Here is a 22940-nt window from a genome sequence, read left to right as displayed (position 1 = left end):
GCGCGCTCAGCCCGGGAAGAGCCGCAGTCGCGTCTGCTCGGTCACCCAGCAGACGCGACTGCGGCGTCTTCGTGGCTTGTCGCGCAGTTCCCCGCGCCCCTACGGGGCGCTCCGCACCCCGAGTCCCGTTGTGCGCGCCCACGCGAGTGTGAGGCAGAATCGCCGCAATGAGCACCTACCGCGACCTCGCGCACCGCGGCTCCGCCCGAGCCACCGTTCTGCGGACCGTGGGCACGCGTGAGCGCCGATCCCATCTGACGGCGCCCCGCGTCCCCACCGTCGGCATCGACATCGGCGGCACGAAGGTGATGGCGGGCGTCGTCGACGCCGACGGCAACATCCTGGAGACGCTCCGCGCGGAGACCCCGGACAAGTCCAAGAGCCCCAAGGTCGTCGAGGACACCATCGTCGAGCTGGTCCTCGACCTCTCCGACCGGCACGACGTGCACGCGGTGGGCATCGGCGCGGCGGGCTGGGTCGACGCGGACCGCAACCGCGTCTTGTTCGCCCCGCACCTCTCCTGGCGCAACGAACCCCTGCGCGACCGCATCTCGGGCCGCCTCGCGGTTCCCGTGCTCGTGGACAACGACGCGAACACGGCCGCGTGGGCGGAGTGGCGCTTCGGCGCGGCCCGCGGCGAGGACCACCTGGTCATGATCACCCTCGGCACGGGCATCGGCGGCGCGATCCTGGAGGACGGTCAGGTCAAGCGCGGCAAGTTCGGCGTGGCGGGTGAGTTCGGCCATATGCAGGTGGTCCCCGGCGGCCACCGCTGCCCGTGCGGAAACCGCGGCTGCTGGGAGCAGTACAGCTCGGGAAACGCCCTGGTCAGGGAGGCCCGCGAGCTGGCGGCTGCCGACTCCCCGGTCGCGTACGGGATCATCGAGCGGGTCAAGGGCAACATCCCCGACATCACGGGCCCCCTGATCACCGAGCTGGCCCGCGACGGCGACGCGATGTGCGTGGAGCTGCTCCAGGACATCGGCCAGTGGCTGGGCGTCGGCATCGCGAACCTCGCGGCGGCCCTCGACCCCTCCTGCTTCGTGATCGGCGGCGGCGTATCGGCCGCCGACGACCTTCTGATCGGCCCGGCGCGTGACGCGTTCCGCCGCCAGCTGACGGGGCGCGGCTACCGCCCCGAGGCCCGTATCGCCCGCGCGCAGCTGGGCCCCGAGGCGGGCATGGTGGGCGCGGCCGACCTGGCCCGCCTGGTGGCCCGCCGCTTCCGCCGGGCGAACCGCCGCCGGGTGGAGCGCCACGAACGTTACGAGCGCTACGTGGAAGCGCGCCGCACCAACGACAGCACCTCACAGGGGACTCAGTAAGCGATGACCGTGCCCCGCCAACCCTCGTCCCCGGACTCTCCGGAATCTCAGGGCTCCCCGGATCCCGCCGGCGAGAGCGGTGGCCCCCGTGAGGGCCGCCGCCACATGATCCGCCGCCGCTGGCTGACGGCCACGATCATCGTGCTCCTGATCGGCGTACCGGCCGGCTATCTGGTGATCTCCGCGAACCAGAGCCGCAACAGCGGACGCGACAAGGAAGCCAAGTACTCCGCGACCGGCCTCACCGCGGGCTGGCCGTCCAAGGTGCAGCGCCGCCTCTACGACGTGCCGATCGCCCCGTACTCCAGGGAAGTCGCCTACTACGAGACGAACAACTGGCGCACGAGCCGCCTGTACGCCCAGTTCCTGACGAGCAACAAGGGCCTGGACACGTTCCTCAAGCAGATCGGCACGAACACGACCGAGCTGAAGAGGAACGACATCACGATCAGCAAGCGCGACCGCAAGGTGGTCGGCTGGGAGTTCACGGACCCGGGCCCCTGGCTGGGTCTCACCCACAAGAAGAAGGACCCTGCGCCGACACTCGACGTGGTGGTGAACCGCGTCAATCCCGACCACCCGATGGTGTATGTAGTGTCTACGACAACCCCGTAACTGGCGTGTTTCATCAGCGAGTTGCCAAGGGGGCGGCTCGTACGATGACGCCCATGATCTCCATAGAGAAGTCCGACGGGGCGTCCGAAGAGGAGTACGACAGACGCCGACGTGCCCAGTGGCTGTCGGGGGAGGCGCGGGCGGACGGGGTCGCGCGCAGGGACATGCTGCGGCTGCTGGCCGCGGCGGGGGCCGTGGGCGGCGCCTCGGCCCTCGGCGCACCCCGGGCGACGGCGGCGACCGCCACCGCCACAACTGCACCCGCACCCACGGCCGCAGCCGCCCCCGGAATCGTGAAACCCCTCCCGGCGGACCGCTTCACGATCCGTGGCACGAACGCGGAGACCAAGTTCGAGGCGCTCGCCGAGACGGGTTACCACACCCCCGCATCCCACTTCTTCGTACGCAACCACACGGCGACGCCGAGCCTGGACGCGAAGACGTGGAAGCTGACGATCTGGGGTGACGGCCTGAAGAACGGCAAGGGGCGCGAGTTCACGCTCGCGGACCTCAAGCGCCTCCCGTCGACGTCACGTACCGCCTTCGTCGAATGCGCGGGCAACGGCAGAAGCTTCTTCACGACCCAGCAGGGCCAGTCGGCCTCGGGCACGGCCTGGACCCTGGGCGCGATCGGCAACGCCCGCTGGCGCGGCGTGCGTCTCTCCGAAGTCCTGCGCCTGGCAGGCGTCTCGCGCCACGCGGTGGACGTGATGCCGAGAGGTCTTGACGCGGAGTACATCACGGACGACGGCACGAACCTGGGCAAGGTCCGCCGCCCGCTCCCGCTCTCCAAGGCGCTGGACGACGTCATCCTCGCCTACGAGATGAACGGCGCCCCGCTCCCCGCGGATCACGGTTACCCGGTGAGGGTCCTTGTCCCGGCGTGGGTGGGCATCGCGTCGATCAAATGGGTCGGCGACATCGAGGTCTCCGCGGAGCCCCTCTACTCCCCGTGGAACACACAGTTCTACCGCTTGTTCGGCGAGGCGTACCCGCCGGGGGGCAGCACCCCCCTGACCCACCAGACCCTGAAGTCCGCCTTCGAACTCCCTTGGAACGCAGACATCGAGGCATCCACGACCCACCACCTCACCGGCCGCTCATGGTCGGCGACAGGCGGGATCACCCGCGTGGACATCAGCACGGACGAGGGCACGACATGGCACCGCGCCCACCTCAAGGACACACCCCACCGCGCCACTTGGACCCGCTGGACCACCCCGTGGCACCCCAGAACTCCGGGCCCGACAACACTCCTGGCCCGCGCCACGGACACCACGGGGCGCACTCAGCCGGAGGCGACGGTGCACAATGCTCAGGGATATCTGTTCGATGCCGTGGTGCGGCATGCGGTGACAGTGGTGTGAGACCGCTGACCCGACAAACCTAGGGGGCACTTCAGGTGCGCGTCCTGATCTCACCGTCCTACGGAAGCACCGAGACGCGTCGCCATTGGGCTGACACCCTCGCTCAGCAAGTGGACTTCACCGAAAGTCGGTACGCGGAGGTGCTCGCCGCTCAACAGCAGAACCGGCTTCTGGAGTTGCACCCGGAAGGCAAGGCCCGGTTCTGGGGAGCGACGCCCAGCCACGACAGAAAGATGCAGGACGTCGATACCGGGGACGTGGTGCTCTTCACGGGTGAGAACCGGGTGCGGGCTGTGGGCGAAGTGGGAGCGATATTCCGTAACCGTGAGTTGGCCGACCGCCTGTGGCCCCCGTCCCAGGACGGCAAGAGTTGGCACACCGTCTACTCATTGCTGGATCTCGCCGACGTGTCGATCCCTTACGCCGACCTCAACATGGCGATCGGTTACAAACCGGCGCACAACTTCCCGGGCCAGATGGTACTGAAGGGCGACAAAGCGCGCTCGGTACTCGAAGAATTCATGATCACCCCGGGGACGGAATGGAGCCGGCGGTCCCGGGACATCGTGCCGCCTGTCGATGAACAGACCCGACAAGCCACCCGCACTGCGGCGCTGGAGGAACAGCGCACGCGGCAGACTTCGTATAACCGAAGTAGGCGCCTCATCGTCGTAAATCGCCACGAGTCCAGCCTCGTCAGCGAGTTCCGGCAGATGCTCCTGACCGAGGGACGAACAGCGGCTCGCTTCTACTGCCCTGGAGGCATCAGCGATCTCTACGTGACTGACGGCAACGGGGCCGAATTGATAGAGGCCAAGAGCAACTCCAGCCACAGGTACGTCCGTGAAGCGCTGGGGCAGCTGCTCGATTACGCACCGCACAGCCCACAGGGAGCCGACCGCCTCAGCGCACTGTTCCCGACCCGCCCGGCCACGGGAGACGTCGCTCTGCTGCATCGCTATGGAGTCGATTGCGTCCACCGCGTGGCTCAGGGGGTCTTCGAGAAGTCGCCGGCACCGCAAGGGCGCCGGGACCGGATGCGTGAGATGTGGTCGGGTGAGGCCAGGGAGGCCCGGCCGATAGGACTGAGCCGGATCGGCTAGCCGGCGTCGGCGGGCTTCGTACGTCCGGCCTGGAGCTGTCCCAGAGGAATGACCACGGTCGAATGGAAACGATCGACGGCGGAGTCCACACTGCGAATGAAGCCGGACTCCGCGTTCCCCCGTGTGTTTCCCACGCTCTTCGAGAGCGAGAGCCGGAATCCGCTGATGCGCTGCGATCCCGTCGGGATCAGATCACCGGGTTCGGGACGGAGTCGCTCCAAGGTGCCTCGTGGGCCTGTGCCCTGGTCCTCGAGGAGGGTCTGGACATGCAGGTCCGCCGGAGCTTCACTGAGCTGCTTCATCAGGCGCTTCACCCAGGTGAGTGGGTACCCCTGGTCCGGTGCCGGGACCTCGACGGACGTCCTCAGCTTGCCGAGCCGCAGATCGGCGCCGATCGCCAGAACTCCGGCCGCTCCGTCGACACGGATCTCGGCGTGCAGCCGCCCTTCCTCACTGAGCTGGTCGGCCAGCAGAGCGCGACGTGCCTGAGGGCCGGTCCCACGCTTGGCGCGCTGCACCGGTACGACCTTCGTGCCGAGTTCACCGCCGAGTCGCAGGCAGACCTGCCGGATCAGGCGCTCCCAGCTCTCCACGACGAGCACAGTGCGCGGATCGCCGGGGGAAAGCGTCTCGTCGTCGATGCCCTTGCGCACGGGGACCCAGGCCGGACCCATGTTCTGGAAGCCGTGGCACCCGGAGTTCTCGTGCTGGAGGTAGTGGAGCAACTCCTGCAGTAGCCAGGCATGGGCTTGGTGACGTACGCCTTCGTGGCGGATCAGCATCTGGGCCTGGTGTGTCACTTCGGCCCAGGAGAGGTGCCAGAGCGCGACCTTGTGCTTGCGGCGACCGTCGATCTTGACGTCGACAAGTGGGCTTCCTTCCAAGGCGACGTCGTTGGAGAGGGTGATGACGGCTTCGTATCCACGTCGGGCGGCGATGTCCATATAGTCCTGGATCTGCTCGCCCTTGAGGGAGTTGCCGTTGGTCTTGGTCTCCACCAGAGCCGTCCACAGTCTCCCGGCGCGTTCGACGCGAATGACTCCGTCCGGCCGCTTCGGATTCTCGCCGTGCGGGAGAGTGACTTCGGTGAAAGTCTCCATACGGCCCGCGGGGGCTCCGAAGGCAGCGGTGAGACGACGCCCGAACTCCGGTACCTGAGTCATCACGGACAGCAGGATCGATGTGGCCCTCGTCTCGCGTTCCCTGTCGCTCTTCAGCGATGTGGCCGGGAACAGCCGAGACGTCCGCCACGAGTCGTTCTCCGCGAGGGAGGCCTTCGGAGCCTTGGGAAGAGTGACCTTCTTCTTGGCTGTACGCAGGCGGCGCGCAGGGGCAGGAGCGGGCGGTTCGGGCATGGAGTGAGCAGGGAGGACCGGAGGCGCCTCGGCAACCGGATCGGCTTCGGCTGTCGCCTGCGTCGCCGGGGATTCAACCGGCTCGCCCACTGTCTCGACTTCGGCCTCTTGGTCGTCATCCTCGTCGATGTCGATGCCGTAGTCGGTGGCCAGCCCCGCAAGGCCCGTGTCGTAGCCCTGCCCCACGGCCCGGAACTTCCACTCGTCGTTGCGCCGGTAGATCTCACCGAAGACGAAGGCGCTCTCCACGCTTGCGTCCGTGATGGCAAAGCCGAGTACAGCGTCGCCAGATCCGTCTGTCAGCGTGAGGCGCAGGCTCTCCAACTCACCGAACCGGGCCCGCTGATGCCGGCTTGCAGCGATGACGATGCTGTCGACATCGGTCGGGAGAGCACTGAGGTCCAGTTGGATCCGGTCCTCGCTGCCGTTCTCCGTAGGAGTGAGGCCCAGGAGCTGCACACTGCCGTCCGCTGCGGCAGGGTTGTTGTAGAAGAAGAAGTCAGAGTTGCTGCGGACTTTCCCTTTCTCGCTCAGTAGTAGTACGGAGACATCGGCATCGCCCTGACCGCTCGGACTGCTCCAGCTCAGGCTGATGATGACGGAGTCCGCATTGTCGCTGAGAGCGGACAGGGTCGCATTGGCGCCTTTGACGATTTCATGCAAGGCGAGATCCCCCCACGGGATGGCAAGGCTGTTAGGCCACGGCCGAACTGCCCTTGTTGGACACGAGATGAAGCTCTCCCCAAGAGCTTGAGGTGAAGCCTACTCGCACTGGATGTGGCGCTCAGCCTGTCCGAGGAGAAAGGCGAACTCTCAACGTTCCTGTGTCAGCGATCGCCTGACGAGAGCCGTTGAGCGACCACTGCCGGATGCTGGGAAGATGCCCGGGCCTGCCACAAAGTGGCCTCCCCTCGCTGACCCCCGTCAGGCCGACGGGGGTCAGCGAGGGGAGGCCATGGGCCGCTCACAGGGCGAGAAGGGCCGTCTTCGCCTTGGTGGCGACGACGATGCACGTAGAACTGCCAGCCCGTTCTCGGCCGTGTACCGGAGACTCGGGTCGGGGATTCCGTATCCCGCAAGATCCGCAGGATGATTGTGGCAAGACGAACTGACTTCCCGCCATGGGATGGCATCAGGACGGCGCATCGGAGGTGATGTGGCCAGGTGGAAATCAGATATTGTCCAGGTCGCCAGAAATGAGCCTGTGCCGACGGCGAGCGTGTGTCGGGCAAAGAGGGTCAGTGAAATCGAGGATCTCGGAGATGTGCGGTGCATGCCTGTTGGCGTCGTCGCCCGAATTCATGGAACCGGCGTCGATGAGCACCTCTGCTTCCTCGCAGTCCAGCCGCGTTTCCTTGAGGAGTGTGCCCAGCTGTCGCCATGCAGAATTACGGCCCAATCCCACGCTCGTCTCGTGCTGCCGGGCCCGCTCGCCAGCCGTGCGGAGGGTTCCGGTGGGAGAGTTGATCCTGACGTGGTGCCCCAACAACAGGCGGCGCCATGTGGTCCAGAGCCTCCGACGCTCCGTGATCGCCGTGCAGTCAACAGAGGCAGCCCCGGAGGCAGACGCTCCATCGCTGACAGCGCATCCGACGAAACCTGGCCGAGCGCCGTTACCTCTCCGAGTTGCCATCGGCGAGGGCGCCCTCAGCGAGGGGGTGCCGTCGGGGCGGTCCCTAGACAGCCCTCCACCCCTCATAGACAGCAGCCCCCACCCCCAGGTCCTCCCAAGCCATCCCCGCCGACTTGAACAACCGAGGCCGCCCCTCGGCCACTTCCACCTCGCCCCGCACCAACTCACCCAGAGTCCGCAGCCGCCCGAGGTCAAAAGCGCCGGCGTCCACCGCGAGCACGATGTCCCCGCACTCCCGCAGCGCGACGCCGTGCGACTCCGCCACCACCAGACCGCGCCTCAGGAGCCCCTCGTCCACCTCGCGCGCGTCCGGTTCGTGCGAGCCCACCGCCGCGACCGTCGCGTGGGCGGGGAGCAGCGCGCTGTCGAAGAGCGGTTCGCGGGCCGTGGTGCAGCAGCAGACCACGTCGGCGGTCGCGACGTCCGCCGGGGTCGCGGGCGCCGCCGAGAGACCCGCGTCACGGCACCGCTCCACGAAGGCCGCCACTCGCTCAGGGCTGCGCGCCACCACGTCCACGTGGGCCAGGGTCGGCCGCACCGCGCGGACCGCCTCCACATGGCCCCAGGCCTGCGGACCGGTACCGAAGACCAGGAGGCGACCGGCGTCCGGGACCGCCAGGTGGTTGATCGCCGCCCCCGAGACCGCGGGGGTGCGCAGGGACGTCAGCGCGATGCCGTCGAGGAGGGCAAGGGGCTTGTGGGTCGCGCCGTCCAGGAGGAGGTACACGCCCTGGATGCGGGGAAGGCCGCGGGCCGGGTTCCCCGGAGTGACCGTGGCGATCTTCACGCCCGTGTACGACGTCGTCGACGACGGCATCAGCAGAAGCTGACCGCCCGGCACGCCCACGACTGACCGCGGAGGTTCGGCCTCCGGATCCAGGCCCGCCTTAAGGGCGGCTTCCACCGCCTCGATCGCCGCGGACATCGTGACGATCCGGGCCATCGCATCGGCGTCGATGTAGGGCGGGGCCTCGCTCATGCCTGTTCCTTTCACTTCACGCTCATGATCACTCCCTTATAGAACACCTCCACGGCCTGGTCGACACTGCGGATGAAACCCGACTCCGCGTTGCCGCGCGTGCTCCCCAGGCCGCGCGAGAGGGAAAGACGGAAGCCGGTGATCGGGCTTCCGGGAGAGGGGAGCAGGTCCGCCGGTTCCGGGCGGAGCTTCTCCAGCGTGCCGCGTGGGCCCGGAGCCTCGCCGCGGAGCAGCGTCTGGACGTGGAGATCGGCGGGGGCGGCGGAGGCCGAACAGCCATCCTGACAAGAGCTTTGGCACCCTCTTGCTCACGTGTGAGCAAGAGGGTGCCCCGCCATAGGCCGACGGTCACTCCGAGAAGTGCGGCTGTACCTCCCGACGGCGCTGCGGCAGCTGAGGTTCGGGGGCGGGGAGCCGGGACAGGCGCTCGCCCTCGACGTCCATGTTCGGCAGCAGGCGGTCGAGCCACTTCGGCATCCACCAGGCCGCGTTGCCGAGCAGGGCGAACAGAGCGGGCACGATGGCCATGCGGACGACGAACGCGTCGAACAGGACCGCGATCGCGAGGCCGAACCCGATCATCTGGATGAAGTCGTTGTCCTCCATGATGAAGCCGGAGAACACGCTGATCATGATGAGCGCCGCGGCCGCGACCACCCGGCCGCCGTGCTGGAATCCGGTGACGACCGCGTCGCCCGTGGTTTCGCCGTGCATGTACGCCTCGCGCATCCGGGTCACCAGGAAGACCTCGTAGTCCATGGCGAGACCGAAGACCACGCCGATCATGAAGATCGGCATCGTGCTCATCACGGGGCCCGGCTCGTCGACGCCGAACACGTTTGCCAGCCAGCCCCATTGGAAGACCGCCACCACGGCGCCGAGGGCCGCGGACACGGACAGCAGGAAGCCCAGAGCGGCCTTGAGCGGCACGAGAACCGACCGGAAGACGAGCATCAGGAGCAGGAACGCGAGGCCGACGACGAGACCGAGATAGGGGAACAGCGCTTCGTCGAGCGTCTTGGAGAAGTCGATGAACATCGCTGTCTGGCCGGCCACCAGGATGGGGGTGCCGGTGTCCGTCTGGATGTCTTTCGCCTTGCCCCGCAGCAACTTGACCAGATCCTCGGTCCTCGGATCGGCCGGTCCCGTGGACGGCATGATGTTCACGATCGCGGTGTCGCCGGACTTGTTGGCCTCCGCCGGGCTCACGGAGACGACACCCTTCTCCTCGCCCAGCTCCTTGCCCACCCTCTCGGCGGCGGGCGCCGCGTCCTTGGCCTCGACGGTCACCATCAGAGGGCCGTTGTAGCCGGAGCCGAAGGAGTCGGACACCATGTCGTACGCCTTGCGCTGGGTGGTCTCGGCCGCCATCGTCCCCTCGGACGGCAGTCCGAGCTCCAGGCTCGCTGCGGGTACGGCCACGGCACCGAGACCCACCACGCCGACCAGCAGAACGGCCACGGGGTGGCGCAGGACGAGCCGGGCCCAGCGGGTGCCGAGGTTCGGCTTCTGCGGGCCCTCGTGCTTCTGGGCCTTGCGCTGCCGGCGGGCCGACAGAGGCTTGCCGTACTGCTGTGCGCGATCCCCGCGGCGCAGGACCTTGACGGGGGCGAAGCCGAGCAGCGCGGGGACGAGGGTGATCGCGATGAGTACGGCGACGACCACGGTTCCCGCGCCGGCCAGCCCCATCTTGGTCAGCATGGGGATGTTGACGACGGCGAGACCCGCGAGGGCGACCACGACGGTGAGGCCCGCGAAGACGACCGCGGAGCCCGCCGTGCCCACTGCTCGCCCGGCCGCCTCTTGGCGCTCCCTGCCCGCGGCGATCTCGGCTCGGTAGCGGGAGAGGATGAACAGCGCGTAGTCGATGCCGACCGCGAGGCCGAGCATGAGTGCCAGCGTCGAGGTCGTGGAGGACAGGCCGAGCGTGCTGCCGAGCGTGACGATGCCGCAGATGCCGATACCGACGCCCATGATGGCGGTGAGCAGCGGCATTCCGGCGGCCACCAGGGAGCCGAAGGTGATGAGCAGCACGACGGCGGAGACGGCGATGCCGATGACCTCGCCCGAGCCCATCGTCTGCGACGGCGGGACGGCGTCGCCGCCCATCTCGACCGTGAGGCCGCTGTCGCGGGCGTCGTCCACCGCCTTCGTGAGCGCCTCGTGCGCCTGGGGGCTCACCCGGGTGGCGCCGACGTCGTAGGCGACCGACGCGTAGCCGGTGGTGCCGTCCTTGCTGACGGCCTGTCCCTTGAACGGGTCGACGACGCTGACCACTTCGGGTGCCCGTCGCAGGTCGGCGACGAGGGTGGCGACCTTCCGCTTCTCGGCGGGCTCGGCGAGTTCCTTGCCGTCAGGGGCGCGCACGACCACCCGGGCCTTGGCCCCGTCGGCGCTCAGGGAAGGGAACTTGTCCTTGAGCAGGTCGTACGCCTTCTGCGTTTCGGTGCCTGGCATGGTGAACGTGTCGGCGGGAAGAGGCGGGGCCGAGGCGGCGGCAAAGATCGCGCCGATGAAGACAAGCACCCACAGCAGGGCCATCGTGCCCCTGCGTCGGAACGCGAGGCGGCCAAGTTTGTAGAGCAGGGTAGCCACAGCGAAAGAGCTCCTATCGGATTCGCCGGTGAACGGTGAACGGTGAACGGTGGGGGTTGGGGATGGCTGTTGACGGGTGACGACGGCACAGGTCGTCGGGGAGAAGCGGTCGGGCCCCCGTGGGGCCGGGCCGCTAGGGGAGGTCCTCCTTCCGTCGGTCGAAGCCGTCGTCGGCCTGGAACCGGACGGTGCAGGCGAGAAAGACATCGCCGAGGTCGGGGGTGTGGATGGTGAGCGCCTCGGCCTCGATGGACTGGGTGTCCAGAACCTCCAGGACGGCCTTGAGCGTGGGGATGCCGCCGTCCGTGGGGATGTAGAGGGCCAGCGCGTCGTCGTCCCTCGTCACGGCATCGAAGGTGGCGGCGGCCGCTTCTAATCCGCGTGCGTCCGCGAACTGAAGCCGGATGTAACCGCTGGGGGCTGGAACGTCGGGTTCCGGCGCCCTCGTGGGGCTGTCGCTCCCACGGCTCCCGCAGCTCTCACGGCTCCCGCGGTTCTCACGTCCCGGCCGGCCCATGGGCGGTGTCACCACGAACTCGGCCTGGCACGGGTCTCTTCGCCGCCCGCGTCGGCGACGGCCACGAGCTCTTGTCGTAAGAAGTGGTCGACGTACGCCGTGAAATTCATGACGCCATGATGGCACAAGCGTGGCGCCATAAAGTGGCGATGATGGTGGGGCTGGCAAGCTTGACCGAAACCCGCCCGCGGGGCACAGGGTGCACCTGAGGGTTCAGGTGGCTGGCCAACGCGTGGAGATAGGCCTTCTACCTGTGGTTATGTGTTGCAGATGGTTCGCGTACGCGGTTGCGGCGAGCCGCTCGGCAGTCCGAAAAGCGGGGCCGGATGGCGTCAGTGGCTCGTGATGATTGACGCCATTAATGGCGCCATTGGCGGGGTGTCGCGATCGGCCGGACGTCCCTTCCCGCCCCTTCCTCCTGCACCTGGTCCAGTACGCCCGGCAGTGCCCGGAGGAACGCCGCCACTTCGTCGTCGCCGATGATCAGGGGCGGGGCGAGGCGGAGCACGCTCGGCGTGACGGCGTTCACCAGGAAGCCCGCATCCTCGAGTGCTCGTTCCGCGGCGCCGGCCAGCGGCTCGGTGAGAACGACCGCGAGCAGCAGGCCGGCTCCCCGCACCTGGTCGACCAGCGGGTGCGCCGCCCCTTCGATCCCCCGGCGCAGGGTCGCGCCCTGCCGCGTGACATGCGACAGAAGGTGCTCGCCGGCGATCGTGTCGAGGACCGCGAGCGCGGCCGCGCACACCACCGGATTGCCCCCGAACGTCGTGCCGTGCGAGCCAGGCGTCAGCAGCTCCGCCGCCGTACCGAAGGCGAGGGCCGCACCGATCGGGAGGCCACCGCCGAGGCCCTTGCCCAGCGTGACGAGGTCCGGCTCCACGCCGTGGGCCTGATGCTCGAACCAGTGGCCGCTGCGGCCGATGCCGGTCTGCACCTCGTCAAGGACGAGCAGGGCTCCCGTCGCCCGGGTGATCTCGCGCGCCGCGGCCAGATATCCGGACGGGGGTACGACGACGCCGTTCTCGCCCTGCACCGGCTCCAGGATCACCAGCGCCGTATCGCTGTCGACAACCGCCCGCAGGGCCTCCGCGTCCCCGAACGGCACATGGGTGACCCCGCCGGGCAGCGGCAGGAACGGGTCCCGCTTCGCGGGCTGACCCGTGAGGGCGAGAGCGCCCATGGTGCGGCCGTGGAAGGCTCCCTGCGCGGCGACGACATTGCCGCGCCCGGTCAGCCTGCCGATCTTGAACGCGGCTTCGTTCGCCTCGGCGCCCGAGTTGGCGAAGAAGACCCGTCCAGGTCGCCCCGCGAGCTTCAACAGCCGTTCGGCGAGCAGGACCTGCGGTTCGGCGACGAAGAGATTCGAGACATGGCCGAGCCGGCCGATCTGCCCGCGGACCGCGTCGACCACCGCCGGATGCGCGGTGCCCAGGGAGTTGACCGCGATACCGCCGAGGAAGTCCACGTACTCTTTGCCGTCGGCGTCCCAGTACACGGCACCCTCACCGCGCACGATCGGCACGCGCGGCGTCCCGTAGGTGTCCATCAGCGACGCTCGCCAGCGCTCGGTGAGCCCGTTGTTCGTCGTGCCGCTCATCGCAGCCCCCCTTCCTCGTCCGCCGTGACCGTGGTGCCGGACGCCTCGTCGGTGAGCATCGCGGTGAGGGCCGAATGCCGTACGCGTCCGTCGAGCACCCGCGCCCGGGGGACTCCATGACGCACCGCGTGCAGGCAGGCCGCCATTTTCGGGACCATTCCGTGGGTGCAGCAGCTTCTCGAGTTCGATGGCCGTGAGACTTTCGATCACCTGGTCGCTGTTCGGCCAGTCGGCATAGAGGCCCGCCACGTCGGTGAGCAGGAGCAGTTCTCCGGCGCCGAGCGCGGTGGCCAGCGCGGCGGCGGCCGTATCGGCGTTGACGTTGTAGACGTGGCCGTCGTCGGCACTGCGGGCGACCGACGAGACCACCGGTATGCGGCCGTCCGCGAGCAGCGCGTCGAGAACGCCGGTGTCCACCGCGCTGATCTCGCCGACCCGCCCGATGTCCAGGGGTTCGCCGTCGACCACCGGCAGATGTCTGACCGCCGTGATGGTGTCCGCGTCCTCGCCGGTCATACCGACCGCGTACGGGCCGTGCCGGTTGATCAGTCCGACCAGTTCGCGTTGCACGCGGCCGGTGAGCACCATACGGACCACGTCCATCGCCGGGGGAGAGGTGACCCGCAGGCCTGCTCTGAACTCCGAGGCGAGTCCGTGCCGTTCGAGCTCCGCATTGATCTGCGGGCCGCCGCCGTGCACGACGACCGGACGGAACCCGGCGTCGCGCACCCGCGTGACGTCATGGGCGAAGGAAGCCTTCAGCTCCTCGTCCACCATGGCGTTGCCGCCCAGCTTGATCACGACTGTTCGGCACCGCCCGGTGCCGGGCCGAGGAGCGGCCGGAGCGCTGTCCCGGTGCGCCCTCATGAGGAGTACGCACTGTTCTCGTGGACGTATGACGCGGTCAGGTCGTTGGTCCAGACAGTCGCCGCGTCGTGGCCCGCCGCGAGGTCGGCGGTGATCACGACCTCCCGGCCGCGCATGTCCACGGTGGCCCGGTCCGCGCCGATCGATCCGCCCTCGCAGACCCAGACACCGTTGATGGCGACGTTGAGCCGGTCCGGCTCGAAAGCGGCGGAGGTGGTGCCTATCGCGGCGAGCACCCGGCCCCAGTTGGGATCCTCGCCGTGCAGGGCGCACTTGAGCAGATTGTTGCGGGCCACGGACCGGCCGACCTCGACGGCATCGTCCTCCGATGCCGCGTTGACGACGTCGATCCGGATGTCCTTGCTGGCGCCTTCGGCGTCGGCGACGAGCTGTCGCGCGAGGTCCTCGCAGACCGCGTGCACGGCCGTCGCGAACTCCTCGGACGAGGGGACGATCCGGGACGCCCCGGAGGCGAGCAGCAGCACGGTGTCGTTGGTGGACATGCAGCCGTCGGAGTCGACGCGGTCGAAGGTGCCGCGGGTCGCTGTCCGCAGGGCGCTGTCGAGGACTTCGCCGTCGATGTCCGCGTCGGTGGTCAGAACGACCAGCATGGTGGCGAGTCCGGGCGCCAGCATGCCCGCACCCTTGGCCATGCCGCCGACGGTCCAGCCGCCGGCCTCGGCCACCGCGGTCTTGTGCACGCTGTCGGTGGTCTTGATGGCGATCGCCGCTCTCTCGCCGCCGTCCGTGGACAGGTCCGCGGCCGCCTTCTCGACACCCGCGAGCAGTTTGTCCATCGGCAGCCGGACACCGATGAGTCCCGTGGACACGACGGCGACATCCGCCGCGTCATGGCCGCCGATGACGTCGGCCACCTTCTCCGCGGTGGCGCGCACATCCTCCAGGCCGGCCGGTCCCGTACAGGCGTTGGCGCCACCGGAGTTGAGTACGACGCCGCTCAAGGTGCCATCCGCGATGACGCGTTCGCACCACAGCACGGGGGCTGCCCTGACGCGGTTGGAAGTGAAGACTCCGGCCGCCGCTCTGAGCGGGCCGTTGTTCACCACCAGCGCCAGATCCAGGCCGCCGTGGACCTTGATCCCGGCGGCGACACCCGCAGCAGAGAATCCGCGTGCTGCCGTGACACTCATGATGCAACTCCTCGGCCGAAAGGCCACAGTTGGTTACTCGGAGCGCCCCTGTGTGTGGCGTGAATGTCAGTCCGGAGGGTTCCGCCGTCGAACAGCTCACCTCCCGTGCAAGGGCAATTCAGTATTACGCCCAATAAGTCCTTGGCGCCATACCGGAAGTGCCGGTAGTGCGTTTTACGGCACCGGATGATGGAGGATCGGTGTCCCGCCGACAGGACAGCGGTGCGATGGTTCACTGAAATTGACTTCGACGCTCAATTCACTGATAGCGTCCCCGAACTGAGGCCGTGTCCTACCTGCCGGATCACCGAAAGGGCGAGTTTCGTATGTTCGTTCCCAGTCAATATCGCGAACCGGACAGTTCATGGATGGTCGATCTGCTCCGCAACAATCCTCTGGCGCTGATGGTGAGTAACGGAGCTGTGGCTGAAGCGCCGTTTGCCACGCATCTTCCCGTCATTCCGGACCCTGCGGCGGCCAACGAATGGTCCGCGGATCTTTCGGGTGCCACACTCCTTGGGCATATGAACAGGGCCAATCCTCACTGGAAGGCGCTGGAAACCGGCAGTGCCGCCCTGCTGACATTCACAGGGCCGCACGCCTATGTCTCGCCGACGGTGTACGAGGTGACACCGGCCGCGCCGACGTGGAACTTCACCTCGGTGCATGTGCGAGGCGTGGTGGAGAAAATCGATTCCACGGAGGAGACCCTGGAAGTGGTCCAGTCCACTGTCCGTGCTTTTGAGGCTGATTTCGGTGCCGACTGGGACATGGCCGAATCGCTCGACTACTTCCGCCGCATCGTGCCCGGCGTCGGGGCGTTCCGGCTCACGGTGTCGGGGGCCGAGGGAATGTTCAAGCTCAGCCAGGAGCAGAAGCCCGAGGTTCGCGACCGCGTGCAGAAGGAGTTCAGCGGGCGGGAGTGCGGTCGGCACCGCGAGACCGCGGCGTTCATGCGCCAACTCCCGTGACGGGCCGTGCACCTGAGCAGTGGGGCGACAGCGAGGGCCCGCACGCCGTCAGGCGTGCGGGCCCTGTGTCTCATGCCGCCCTGCGAGCGCTCCGTCCAGGAGGTTCCGCTTCCGAGAGCCGGCTCGCCGGATCAGGCGCTGAGCTCGGCCTGTTCCTCCATCTTCTCCAGGGCTCGTTCGGCCGCGACGTCGAGCGTGGCGAGCACCCACTGCTCGAAGTCGATTCCTGACTGCTCCGCGGCCTTGTGCCACCACTGGAAGCGATTTCCGGGTACGGCGAGTTGCCGGATGGGCTCGACCTGGGTTCCCCGTTGTCGCTCGGCCTCACGGGTCTGTCGAATGGCACTGCGCAACTGCTTCGTGGTCCACCCCATCCCCTCGGCCCGGTCGAGCCACAAGTCCTGTTCCTCGACCGACAGAGAGGCGAGTTCCGCGTGATGCTGGAAGGTGAGTCCGGCACGACGGCGGTGTAAGGCGAAGCGCCGCGAGACCCAGGCGTAGTTCCGCAAGGTCTGATACTGCAGACCGGCGGCCCGGATTCCGCGCTGATACCGGTCGGTGTAGTGGTCCTTCCCGTATACCAGCCAGTCGCCCAGCCACCAGGACGAGGAATTCACTATTCCGGAGAGCTGCCGCCCCGCCCGTTCCCAGTCGTCGAACTTCAGCCCCGTGGGTATCTGCAGCCCCACGTTCGTCGTGAGCACCTGACCGCGCGGCCCGTCGCCGTCGGCTCTTCGCTGCCGTGCCGCGCAGTCCGGGGTCTTGCGGAACATTACGACCTTGGATCCGTCGAGGTCGCCGGCCTGGTTCATCATCATTCCTCCAAGTGCATGTACGTCACGGGATGAGGGCATGTCGGCCCGCTCCCGAACAGGAGCAAATACAGAGGGATTTGACAGTGGCAACTGGAATCGGTGCGGCATTCATTTCCCTGGCGCACGGCGATACGGGAACGGGAGTTCATTTATCGCCGGACGGTCGGGCAATGAGTGTTCCGGCCGCTCACCGAATTCGAACGTGCCTGATTCCAGTAAGCTGCTGACCGAGGGCTGCGTGCGCGAGATCGCGTTCGGCCTGCGGGCAGCTGTCACAGAGCGCGGCAATCGGCCGCAAGCGGCATGGGGAAATCCCCGGCCGCTTGCCATGTGCTTCGAATCTGTGGGGGCGTCGCTCAGGTCGGCATCTGCAGGAATGTGCCCAACCAGTCGCCCCGTACGCCTCTACCACAAGTCCCCCTAGACGCGGCAGTTGCCGGCGCGTGCGACCGCCGGCGTTGCGAGGATCCCAAGGGATCCTCTTTCAAGGTCGATCAAGTAAAACCCAGGACCCTCAGATGATTCAAGCAGGAAGTCGCTGCCGGGCGTGAATTTTCGGGTGTCAAAGATCATGACACTGCCGCTGTCGGAATTCCTCTTTCGGAGGACTGCATTCCGCTTGATTCCGGGTATGGGGTGCGAGCCGCCACTCGATCTTGGTCGGGGGGAGATCATCCGGCCGACTTGTGTCCGGGTGCACGAGTCAGCCGTGGGGAAAGCTGCAACGCGTTCTTGTTGTGGAACGCGCGGTTATGTTCGTGAACTGTCGGGTGCCTGTCCGACGGGATCAGTTCACCCAGCCGGTAAAGCTCTGGCCGCCCTGCTGGGTGCGTCGCTCGGGGCGGCGGGTGGGCTCGTCGTAGGTCAGCGTGGCGGAGGCCGCCCGGACCAGCCACGCGTTGACCGACAACCCCTCACGGCCCGCGGCCTCCTCGATCCGGGCCTTCAGGTGCTCGGGCGGCCGGAAGTTGATGCGCGATGTGGCGCCTTCCTTGGCGCCTAGCGCGGGCGGCTGGACGGCCGACGGCGTCGCCGGGGCGCCATTGCGTGCGCGTGCATGGTCCTCGGCGTCGTCGGATGCGTACTCGGACGGCGGCAGTGTGACGACGAAGCTGGGGTCGAGGCCGCGCAGGCGGATCTCGACGGCACCCGGAGCCAGCTCGCGGGTGATCTCGTCCGTGGCGGCCGAAAGGGCATCGAGCAGAACGAGCCGGACGGCGGACGACAGCGGCGTGACGAGACGCTCGGCGAGTTCGCGGGACTGAGAGTCTCCGGCCTCCGCCGCGGCGAGCAGTTCTTGCCGCAGATTGTCGACATACTGCATGAGTTCCATGGCGTCATCCTCACGCTGACGTGGCGCGATGTGCAAGTCAGTCCGCCGACCGTGGTGGCCGCCCGCCCTATGGCATGACCGAGTGATCCGGGCGCGCCCTTTCGACGAGGCCGATGAACTCGCCGGCGGTCGAGTGGGCGTAGAAGTCGCGGAGCGCGATCTTGGGCAGCCCACGCTCGCGCATGGTGGTGAGGACATGGACCACGAGCAGGGAATTGCCGCCGAGCTCGAAGAAGTTGTCGTCCTGGCGCACGTCCGTGTTCAGGCTCGTCCGCCAGATGTCCAGAATCTCCTCGCCGATGCGGCCCGACGGTTCCTCGGTTCTCACCTCGGTCAGGTGCCCGTGGACCGTGGGCCCGGCGGGCGCGGGGGGCGGGAGCTGTGTCACGTCCGGCTTGCCGTTGGCGGTGAGCGGCACGGCAGTGATCTCTGTGAGCGTGGACGGGACCATGTAGTCCGGCAGGATGCGGCGGGCGTTGGCGAGCACCTGGCGGGTGCCGCTGTGCTGCGCGTGGTCCGGGTCCAGCACGACGTACGCGTCGATACGGCTGCTCGCGGAGTCGCCGGGAGGCGCCTGGTCGGCGACCACCACCGCGGCGGTCACCGCCGGGTCGCCGGCCAGCACGGACCGGATCTCGTCCAGTTCGATGCGGTGGCCGCGGATCTTGACCTGGTTGTCGAGGCGACCGAGATGGTCGAGCAGCCCGTCCGGCCGCAGCCGCCCCTTGTCGCCGCTGCGGTACAGGCGTTCACCGCTCTCCTCGTCGATGACGAACCGCTGTGCCGTCAGCTCGGGCCGACCGAGATAGCCGTCCGCCACACCGGCGCCGCCGACGTAGATCTCCCCGGCGGCGCCCGGGGGAAGGACACGTCCCCTCGTGTCCCGTACGGAAAGCGACCAGCCCGGCAGCGCGCGGCCGACCGAGCGGGACCCGGCGACGAGATCGGCCGGGGTGATCGTTTTCGCGGTCACATGGACGGTGGTCTCCGTGATGCCGAACATGTTCACCACCCGGCACCAGGTGGGCGAGTACCGGGCGAACCACGGGCCGAGCAGCCGCACGTCGAGCGGTTCGCCGCCGAACACCAGCAGGCGTACGCAGAGTTCACTCGTCGCCGACTGGTCCGCGCGTACGAGCTGGGCGAAGGCGGACGGGGTCTGGTTGAGCACCGTGACCCGCTGGTCGGCGAGCAGCCGGTGGAACTCATCGGTGTCCCGTGCAGTCCAGTACGAGACGACGACGAGCCGTCCCCCGGTCAGCAGACAGCCCCAGAGCTCCCACACCGAGAAGTCGAACGCACTCGAATGGAAGAGAGTCCACACATCGTCCGGGCCAAGGGCGAAGTCCGTGGAGGTGGCCTCCAGGAGGGCGGTCACGTTCCGGTGGGGGACAACCACCCCCTTCGGGCGGCCGGTGGACCCCGATGTGTAGATCACGTAGGCCGCGTCGTCCGGGCTTCTGTCCCGCTCGGCCTCCGTGGCCCGGCGGGTGTCGCCGGGCCTGCCCAACTCGTCGAGGCCGACGACACGTACATCCGGAATATCGGGCATCTGCGTCTTGTCCCCGATGACGACGGGGAGTTGAGCGTCCTCGACGATGTACGTCAGCCGGTCGGCCGGATAGCGGAAGTCCATCGGCACGTAGGCGCAGCCCGCCTTGAGGACGCCGAGGAGCGCGACGACGAGGGGGATGCCGCGGTCCAGACAGACACCCACCTTGGTCGCCGGAGCGACGCCGAGGTCGCGCAGTCCCGCCGCCACGGCGTCGGCGCGCTCACTGAGCCGGCGGTACGTCAGCTCACCGTCCTCGTCGACGAGGGCCACCGCGTCGGGGAAGCGGCGGGCCACGTCGTCGAAGCGGCGGTCGATCCGCCCGCCGTCGCCGAGCCCGCGGCCCGCGCCGCCCAGCCTCAGGACCTCCGCCGTGGCCTGAGGGGTCATCAGGGGCACCCCCGTCAGCGGGGACTCGCCGACTTCCGCCATCGGTAGGGCGGCCAGCCGCTCCACGGACGAGCAGAACATCTCGGCCACGCCCGGCGAGACCGCACCCGCGTCGAACCAGAGCGACGCGTCGACCGTGCCGTCGGACCGCTCCGCGCAGAACACGGTGAGCGGGAAGACCGGCGCCAGACCGGCCACGTACACGTGGTCGTCCGCACCGGACACCACAAGGCCGACCCCGGGCAGCTCCGCCCCCACCGGGGACGGCTGTGTCCTGTCCAGCAGCGCGAGCAGACGGTCCGGCCCCTGCTCCTCGTCGATCTCTCCGACCCGCAGCAGGGCGACCGGGCCGCCGGACTCCGTGTCGAGATGCCCGATCTCCACGGTCCGCTCGCCCCGATATCTGGCCGTGGTCAGCGCGACAGCGGCAAGGAGCAGCCCTCCGCTCACCGCGCCGCGCGGCAGGGCGAGCGGGCGGCCGGTGACGATCCCGCGGCGGCCCGGATCGCCGAGACCCCAGTCGACCGGTGCCGATGCCACGGAAGGTGCCGTCACTCCATCGGCGACGGAGAAGGGCGTGCCCTCGGCCAGGTCGGCGCCGGACAGAGCGGCATCGGCCAGTCGGCCGAGGGCGTTGCGCGTGACGCGCCGACGGTCGGCCACGAGCACGAGATGCCCGGTGCCGTCGCTGTACCGCAGCAGGACAGCTCGTACGGGGGCGGCATCGTCACGAACCGGCCGGAGTGCTTCCTTCCGCAGCCGTTCCCGCGCCGTGAGGGCGTCCCGCGGCGCGGGCACCGCTGTCTCCCACAGCTCGCACGTCTCCGCGGCTCCCCCTTGCCGAGCTGCCTCGTCGAGGCGGCGGCGAACCGCCGTGGTGTCCAGGGGCGCGGGCAGGCCCGCGATCAGAGCGTGGCAGCGGCGGCCTCGTCCCGTCAGGCGCTGCTGATGCGGCAGCACGACGTGCCCTGGCCCGGATGCCGAAGGCGCGCCGAGCCTCTTGGCGTCAGCCGTGTTCTCGGCCGTGTTCTCAGCCGTGTACTCGCGATGTGTCGCCATGATCCGGTCTCCTGCCGGTGTCGGAGCGGTCTCGTGTGCGAAAGGCCCGTTCACCTGCTCGTGAACCCTCCGTCGACGGTGATCACAGATCCTGTGACCTGGCGGGAGTCGTCACCGGCCAGCCAGAGGGCGGCGCCCGCGATGTCCGAGGACTCGATGAGCGCGTTCATCGGCTGATCGCGCAGGAAGAGGCCTTCGTACTCGCCGGTCGGGACATCGAGCGAGCGCGCGATCTCCACCAGCATCCGCCCCTCGACCAGCGGGTTGTCGCGCACGGAGCCGGGGCACAGTGCGTTGACCCGGATCCGGTGGGGCGCGTAGTCCAGCGCCGCCGCCTTCGTGAGGCCGATGAGGCCGTGCTTCGCGGTGACGTAGCCGCTGAAGTTGCGGTAGCCGACCAGACCGGCCGTCGACGAGATGTTGATGATGCTGCCGGACTTCTGCTCGGTCATGGCCGGCGCCACAGCCTTGATCATCCTCCAGGCGCCCGAGAGGTCGACGTCCAGCATGAGTGACCAGTCGGGCTCGCTGATCTCGTGCAGCACCACGCCCGACGGGGCCGCGATTCCGGCGTTGTTGACGAGGACGTCGACGGTGTCGAACCGGGCCAGGGCCTCCTTGACGGCGGTCTCGACCTGAGCCGTGTCGCGCACGTCGACCGCAGCGGCCGTCACGGCGCTGCCCTGCTGTTCGCACAGCTCCGCGGTGTGCGCCAGCTGGCTCCGGCTGCCGAGCGGATATCCCACACCGTCGAGGTCGCCCGCGATGTCGAGGAGCGCCAGATCGGCTCCCTCGCGCGCGAACCGGACAGCGCACTCCCGGCCGAGACCGCGGGCCGCTCCGGTGATCACGACGGTCTTGCCTTCCAGTGACGTGCTCATGGCTCCCTGCCCCGTTCCGTTCAGCTCCCCGCGACGATGCGCAGCAGCGCCTCGGCGGAATCGGCCAAATACATGTGTCCGCCCGGCAGTTCGACATAGCGGAACTCGGCCCCGGTGATCTCGTGCCACTGCTGTGCGTGCTCCCTGGAGACCAGGGCGTCGTCCTCGCCCCGCAGAGACGTGACGGGAACGCCGAGGGGTTCGTTCGAGGACGGCTTGTAGTTCTCGTGCATGGCCACGTCCGCGCGGAGCACGGGAAGCAGCAGCTCCCTCAGGTCCGGATTGTCGAACGCCGCGTGCCGGTACCCGGCGAACTCCTGTACCCGCTCGACGAATTCGTCGTCGTTCAGACCCGTTGCCCTGGAATCGCGTCCGTTCCAAGGGCCGGGAGAGCCGCTCACATAGAGATGCGTGAGTCCGGGATGCCCGAGCCGCAGGAGTTCCCGCGCGATTTCATAGCACAGAACGGCGCCCAGGCTGTGACCGAAGAGCCCGAAGGCCGGAAATTCCGATGTGATCTCCATGATCTGCGGCGCGAGTTGCTTGGCGGCGTCGATCGCGTCGGTGAATGGCGCATCGAGGAAAAGCTCTTCGCGTCCCGGAAGTTGCACCGGGAGCACCTTGACGTCCTGCCCCTGGACTTCCGTCCACGCGCGGTAAAATCCCGCGCCGCTCCCGGCAAAGGGCAAGCAAATCAGCGGAAAAGCATGTGACAGCAATGGATTCCCCGTTCTTTCGCGAGCTGTTGACTGCGCCCTGTGCGAGGAGGCGAGCAGCGAGGAGGTGAGCAGAGGTGACACCTGTCCCGTCGGCAGGGCGGAGGGGCAGGCGGACC

At 68.3% G+C, this 22940-nt stretch carries 16 protein-coding genes and 2 pseudogenes; 5 read left to right on the top strand and 13 right to left on the bottom strand.

Annotated features, from left to right (window positions below; genetic code table 11):
* Positions 1-167 precede the first annotated feature (167 nt).
* The 4 genes from ACWFRJ_RS13105 (at position 168) to ACWFRJ_RS13090 (ending at position 4410) form a co-directional block, all read left to right on the top strand.
* On the top strand, positions 168-1325 hold the full coding sequence (locus tag ACWFRJ_RS13105) for an ROK family glucokinase (protein ID WP_453528356.1): 1158 nt from the start codon (positions 168-170) through the stop codon (positions 1323-1325).
* A 3-nt stretch (positions 1326-1328) separates the two neighbouring features.
* Positions 1329-1940: a sugar kinase gene (locus tag ACWFRJ_RS13100; protein WP_453528353.1), complete on the top strand. Its 612-nt coding sequence runs from the start codon at positions 1329-1331 to the stop codon at positions 1938-1940.
* 53 nt (positions 1941-1993) lie between these two features.
* Positions 1994-3307 carry a sulfite oxidase gene (locus ACWFRJ_RS13095; RefSeq protein ID WP_453528350.1) on the top strand — a complete coding sequence of 438 codons (1314 nt, stop codon included), beginning with the start codon at positions 1994-1996 and terminating at the stop codon, positions 3305-3307.
* 110 nt (positions 3308-3417) lie between these two features.
* A complete protein-coding gene (locus tag ACWFRJ_RS13090) occupies positions 3418-4410 on the top strand; it encodes a hypothetical protein (protein ID WP_453528347.1) in 993 nt (330 codons plus the stop codon).
* Here the strand turns inward: ACWFRJ_RS13090 and ACWFRJ_RS13085 are convergent.
* The 8 genes and pseudogenes from ACWFRJ_RS13085 to argJ all read right to left on the bottom strand — a co-directional run bounded on the left by ACWFRJ_RS13085 (position 4407) and on the right by argJ (position 15104).
* On the bottom strand, positions 4407-6419 hold the full coding sequence (locus tag ACWFRJ_RS13085; RefSeq protein ID WP_453529624.1) for a TerD family protein: 2013 nt from the start codon (positions 6417-6419) through the stop codon (positions 4407-4409). The two genes, ACWFRJ_RS13090 and ACWFRJ_RS13085, sit on opposite strands and share 4 nt — an antisense overlap.
* 1022 nt (positions 6420-7441) lie before the next feature.
* A complete protein-coding gene (locus ACWFRJ_RS13080; protein WP_453528344.1) occupies positions 7442-8377 on the bottom strand; it encodes an ornithine cyclodeaminase family protein in 936 nt (311 codons plus the stop codon).
* Between the two features lie 11 nt (positions 8378-8388).
* Positions 8389-8637 (bottom strand): annotated as a pseudogene (locus tag ACWFRJ_RS13075) (TerD family protein); the annotation flags it as partial.
* Positions 8638-8725: 88 nt separating this feature from the next.
* A complete protein-coding gene (locus tag ACWFRJ_RS13070; RefSeq protein WP_453528341.1) occupies positions 8726-10972 on the bottom strand; it encodes an MMPL family transporter in 2247 nt (748 codons plus the stop codon).
* A 133-nt stretch (positions 10973-11105) separates the two neighbouring features.
* Positions 11106-11318 carry a hypothetical protein gene (locus tag ACWFRJ_RS13065; protein ID WP_453528338.1) on the bottom strand — a complete coding sequence of 71 codons (213 nt, stop codon included), beginning with the start codon at positions 11316-11318 and terminating at the stop codon, positions 11106-11108.
* Positions 11319-11847: 529 nt separating this feature from the next.
* Complete coding sequence (locus tag ACWFRJ_RS13060; protein ID WP_453528335.1) at positions 11848-13086, bottom strand: acetylornithine transaminase; 1239 nt, start codon at positions 13084-13086, stop codon at positions 11848-11850.
* Positions 13083-13953 (bottom strand): annotated as a pseudogene (gene argB, locus ACWFRJ_RS13055) (acetylglutamate kinase). Before argB ends, ACWFRJ_RS13060 begins: the two are co-directional and overlap by 4 nt.
* Positions 13950-15104, bottom strand: coding sequence for a bifunctional glutamate N-acetyltransferase/amino-acid acetyltransferase ArgJ (gene argJ, locus ACWFRJ_RS13050; RefSeq protein ID WP_453528332.1), 1155 nt, complete (start codon positions 15102-15104; stop codon positions 13950-13952). The pseudogene argB and the gene argJ overlap by 4 nt, the downstream one beginning before the upstream one ends.
* A gap of 326 nt (positions 15105-15430) precedes the next feature.
* Here argJ and ACWFRJ_RS13045 point away from each other — a divergent pair, with 326 nt between their 5' ends.
* A complete protein-coding gene (locus ACWFRJ_RS13045) occupies positions 15431-16075 on the top strand; it encodes an FMN-binding negative transcriptional regulator (RefSeq protein WP_453529621.1) in 645 nt (214 codons plus the stop codon).
* A gap of 131 nt (positions 16076-16206) precedes the next feature.
* On the opposite strand, the gene ACWFRJ_RS13040 is transcribed toward ACWFRJ_RS13045, so the two are convergent.
* The 5 genes from ACWFRJ_RS13040 to ACWFRJ_RS13020 all read right to left on the bottom strand — a co-directional run bounded on the left by ACWFRJ_RS13040 (position 16207) and on the right by ACWFRJ_RS13020 (position 22794).
* A complete protein-coding gene (locus ACWFRJ_RS13040) occupies positions 16207-16887 on the bottom strand; it encodes an LmbU family transcriptional regulator (RefSeq protein ID WP_453528329.1) in 681 nt (226 codons plus the stop codon).
* Between the two features lie 790 nt (positions 16888-17677).
* On the bottom strand, positions 17678-18223 hold the full coding sequence (locus ACWFRJ_RS13035; protein WP_453528326.1) for a hypothetical protein: 546 nt from the start codon (positions 18221-18223) through the stop codon (positions 17678-17680).
* Positions 18224-18290: 67 nt separating this feature from the next.
* Positions 18291-21224 carry an amino acid adenylation domain-containing protein gene (locus ACWFRJ_RS13030; RefSeq protein WP_453528323.1) on the bottom strand — a complete coding sequence of 978 codons (2934 nt, stop codon included), beginning with the start codon at positions 21222-21224 and terminating at the stop codon, positions 18291-18293.
* A 50-nt stretch (positions 21225-21274) separates the two neighbouring features.
* Positions 21275-22105 (bottom strand): mycofactocin-coupled SDR family oxidoreductase, encoded by an 831-nt coding sequence (locus tag ACWFRJ_RS13025; protein ID WP_453528320.1) that lies wholly within the window; start codon positions 22103-22105, stop codon positions 21275-21277.
* A gap of 20 nt (positions 22106-22125) precedes the next feature.
* Entirely contained in the window at positions 22126-22794 is a 669-nt protein-coding gene (locus ACWFRJ_RS13020) for a thioesterase II family protein (protein ID WP_453528317.1), read from the bottom strand.
* Positions 22795-22940: the final 146 nt, after the last annotated feature.

The organism is Streptomyces sp. NPDC055239, assembly GCF_053606205.1.
The sequence above is the reverse complement of the archived record's forward strand: the minus strand, read 5'-3'. Positions and strand labels throughout refer to the sequence as shown.

What these genes read in the sequence shown, in the direction of transcription:
- ACWFRJ_RS13105 (WP_453528356.1), top strand. Translation starts at nt 168, where the DNA reads ATGAGCACCTACCGCGACCTCGCGCACCGCGGCTCCGCCCGAGCCACC.
- ACWFRJ_RS13100 (WP_453528353.1), top strand. Translation starts at nt 1,329, where the DNA reads ATGACCGTGCCCCGCCAACCCTCGTCCCCGGACTCTCCGGAATCTCAG.
- ACWFRJ_RS13095 (WP_453528350.1), top strand. Translation starts at nt 1,994, where the DNA reads ATGATCTCCATAGAGAAGTCCGACGGGGCGTCCGAAGAGGAGTACGAC.
- ACWFRJ_RS13080 (WP_453528344.1), bottom strand. Translation starts at nt 8,377, where the DNA reads ATGAGCGAGGCCCCGCCCTACATCGACGCCGATGCGATGGCCCGGATC.
- ACWFRJ_RS13060 (WP_453528335.1), bottom strand. Translation starts at nt 13,086, where the DNA reads ATGAGCGGCACGACGAACAACGGGCTCACCGAGCGCTGGCGAGCGTCG.
- argJ (WP_453528332.1), bottom strand. Translation starts at nt 15,104, where the DNA reads ATGAGTGTCACGGCAGCACGCGGATTCTCTGCTGCGGGTGTCGCCGCC.
- ACWFRJ_RS13045 (WP_453529621.1), top strand. Translation starts at nt 15,431, where the DNA reads ATGTTCGTTCCCAGTCAATATCGCGAACCGGACAGTTCATGGATGGTC.
- ACWFRJ_RS13040 (WP_453528329.1), bottom strand. Translation starts at nt 16,887, where the DNA reads ATGAACCAGGCCGGCGACCTCGACGGATCCAAGGTCGTAATGTTCCGC.
- ACWFRJ_RS13035 (WP_453528326.1), bottom strand. Translation starts at nt 18,223, where the DNA reads ATGGAACTCATGCAGTATGTCGACAATCTGCGGCAAGAACTGCTCGCC.
- ACWFRJ_RS13030 (WP_453528323.1), bottom strand. Translation starts at nt 21,224, where the DNA reads ATGGCGACACATCGCGAGTACACGGCTGAGAACACGGCCGAGAACACG.
- ACWFRJ_RS13025 (WP_453528320.1), bottom strand. Translation starts at nt 22,105, where the DNA reads ATGAGCACGTCACTGGAAGGCAAGACCGTCGTGATCACCGGAGCGGCC.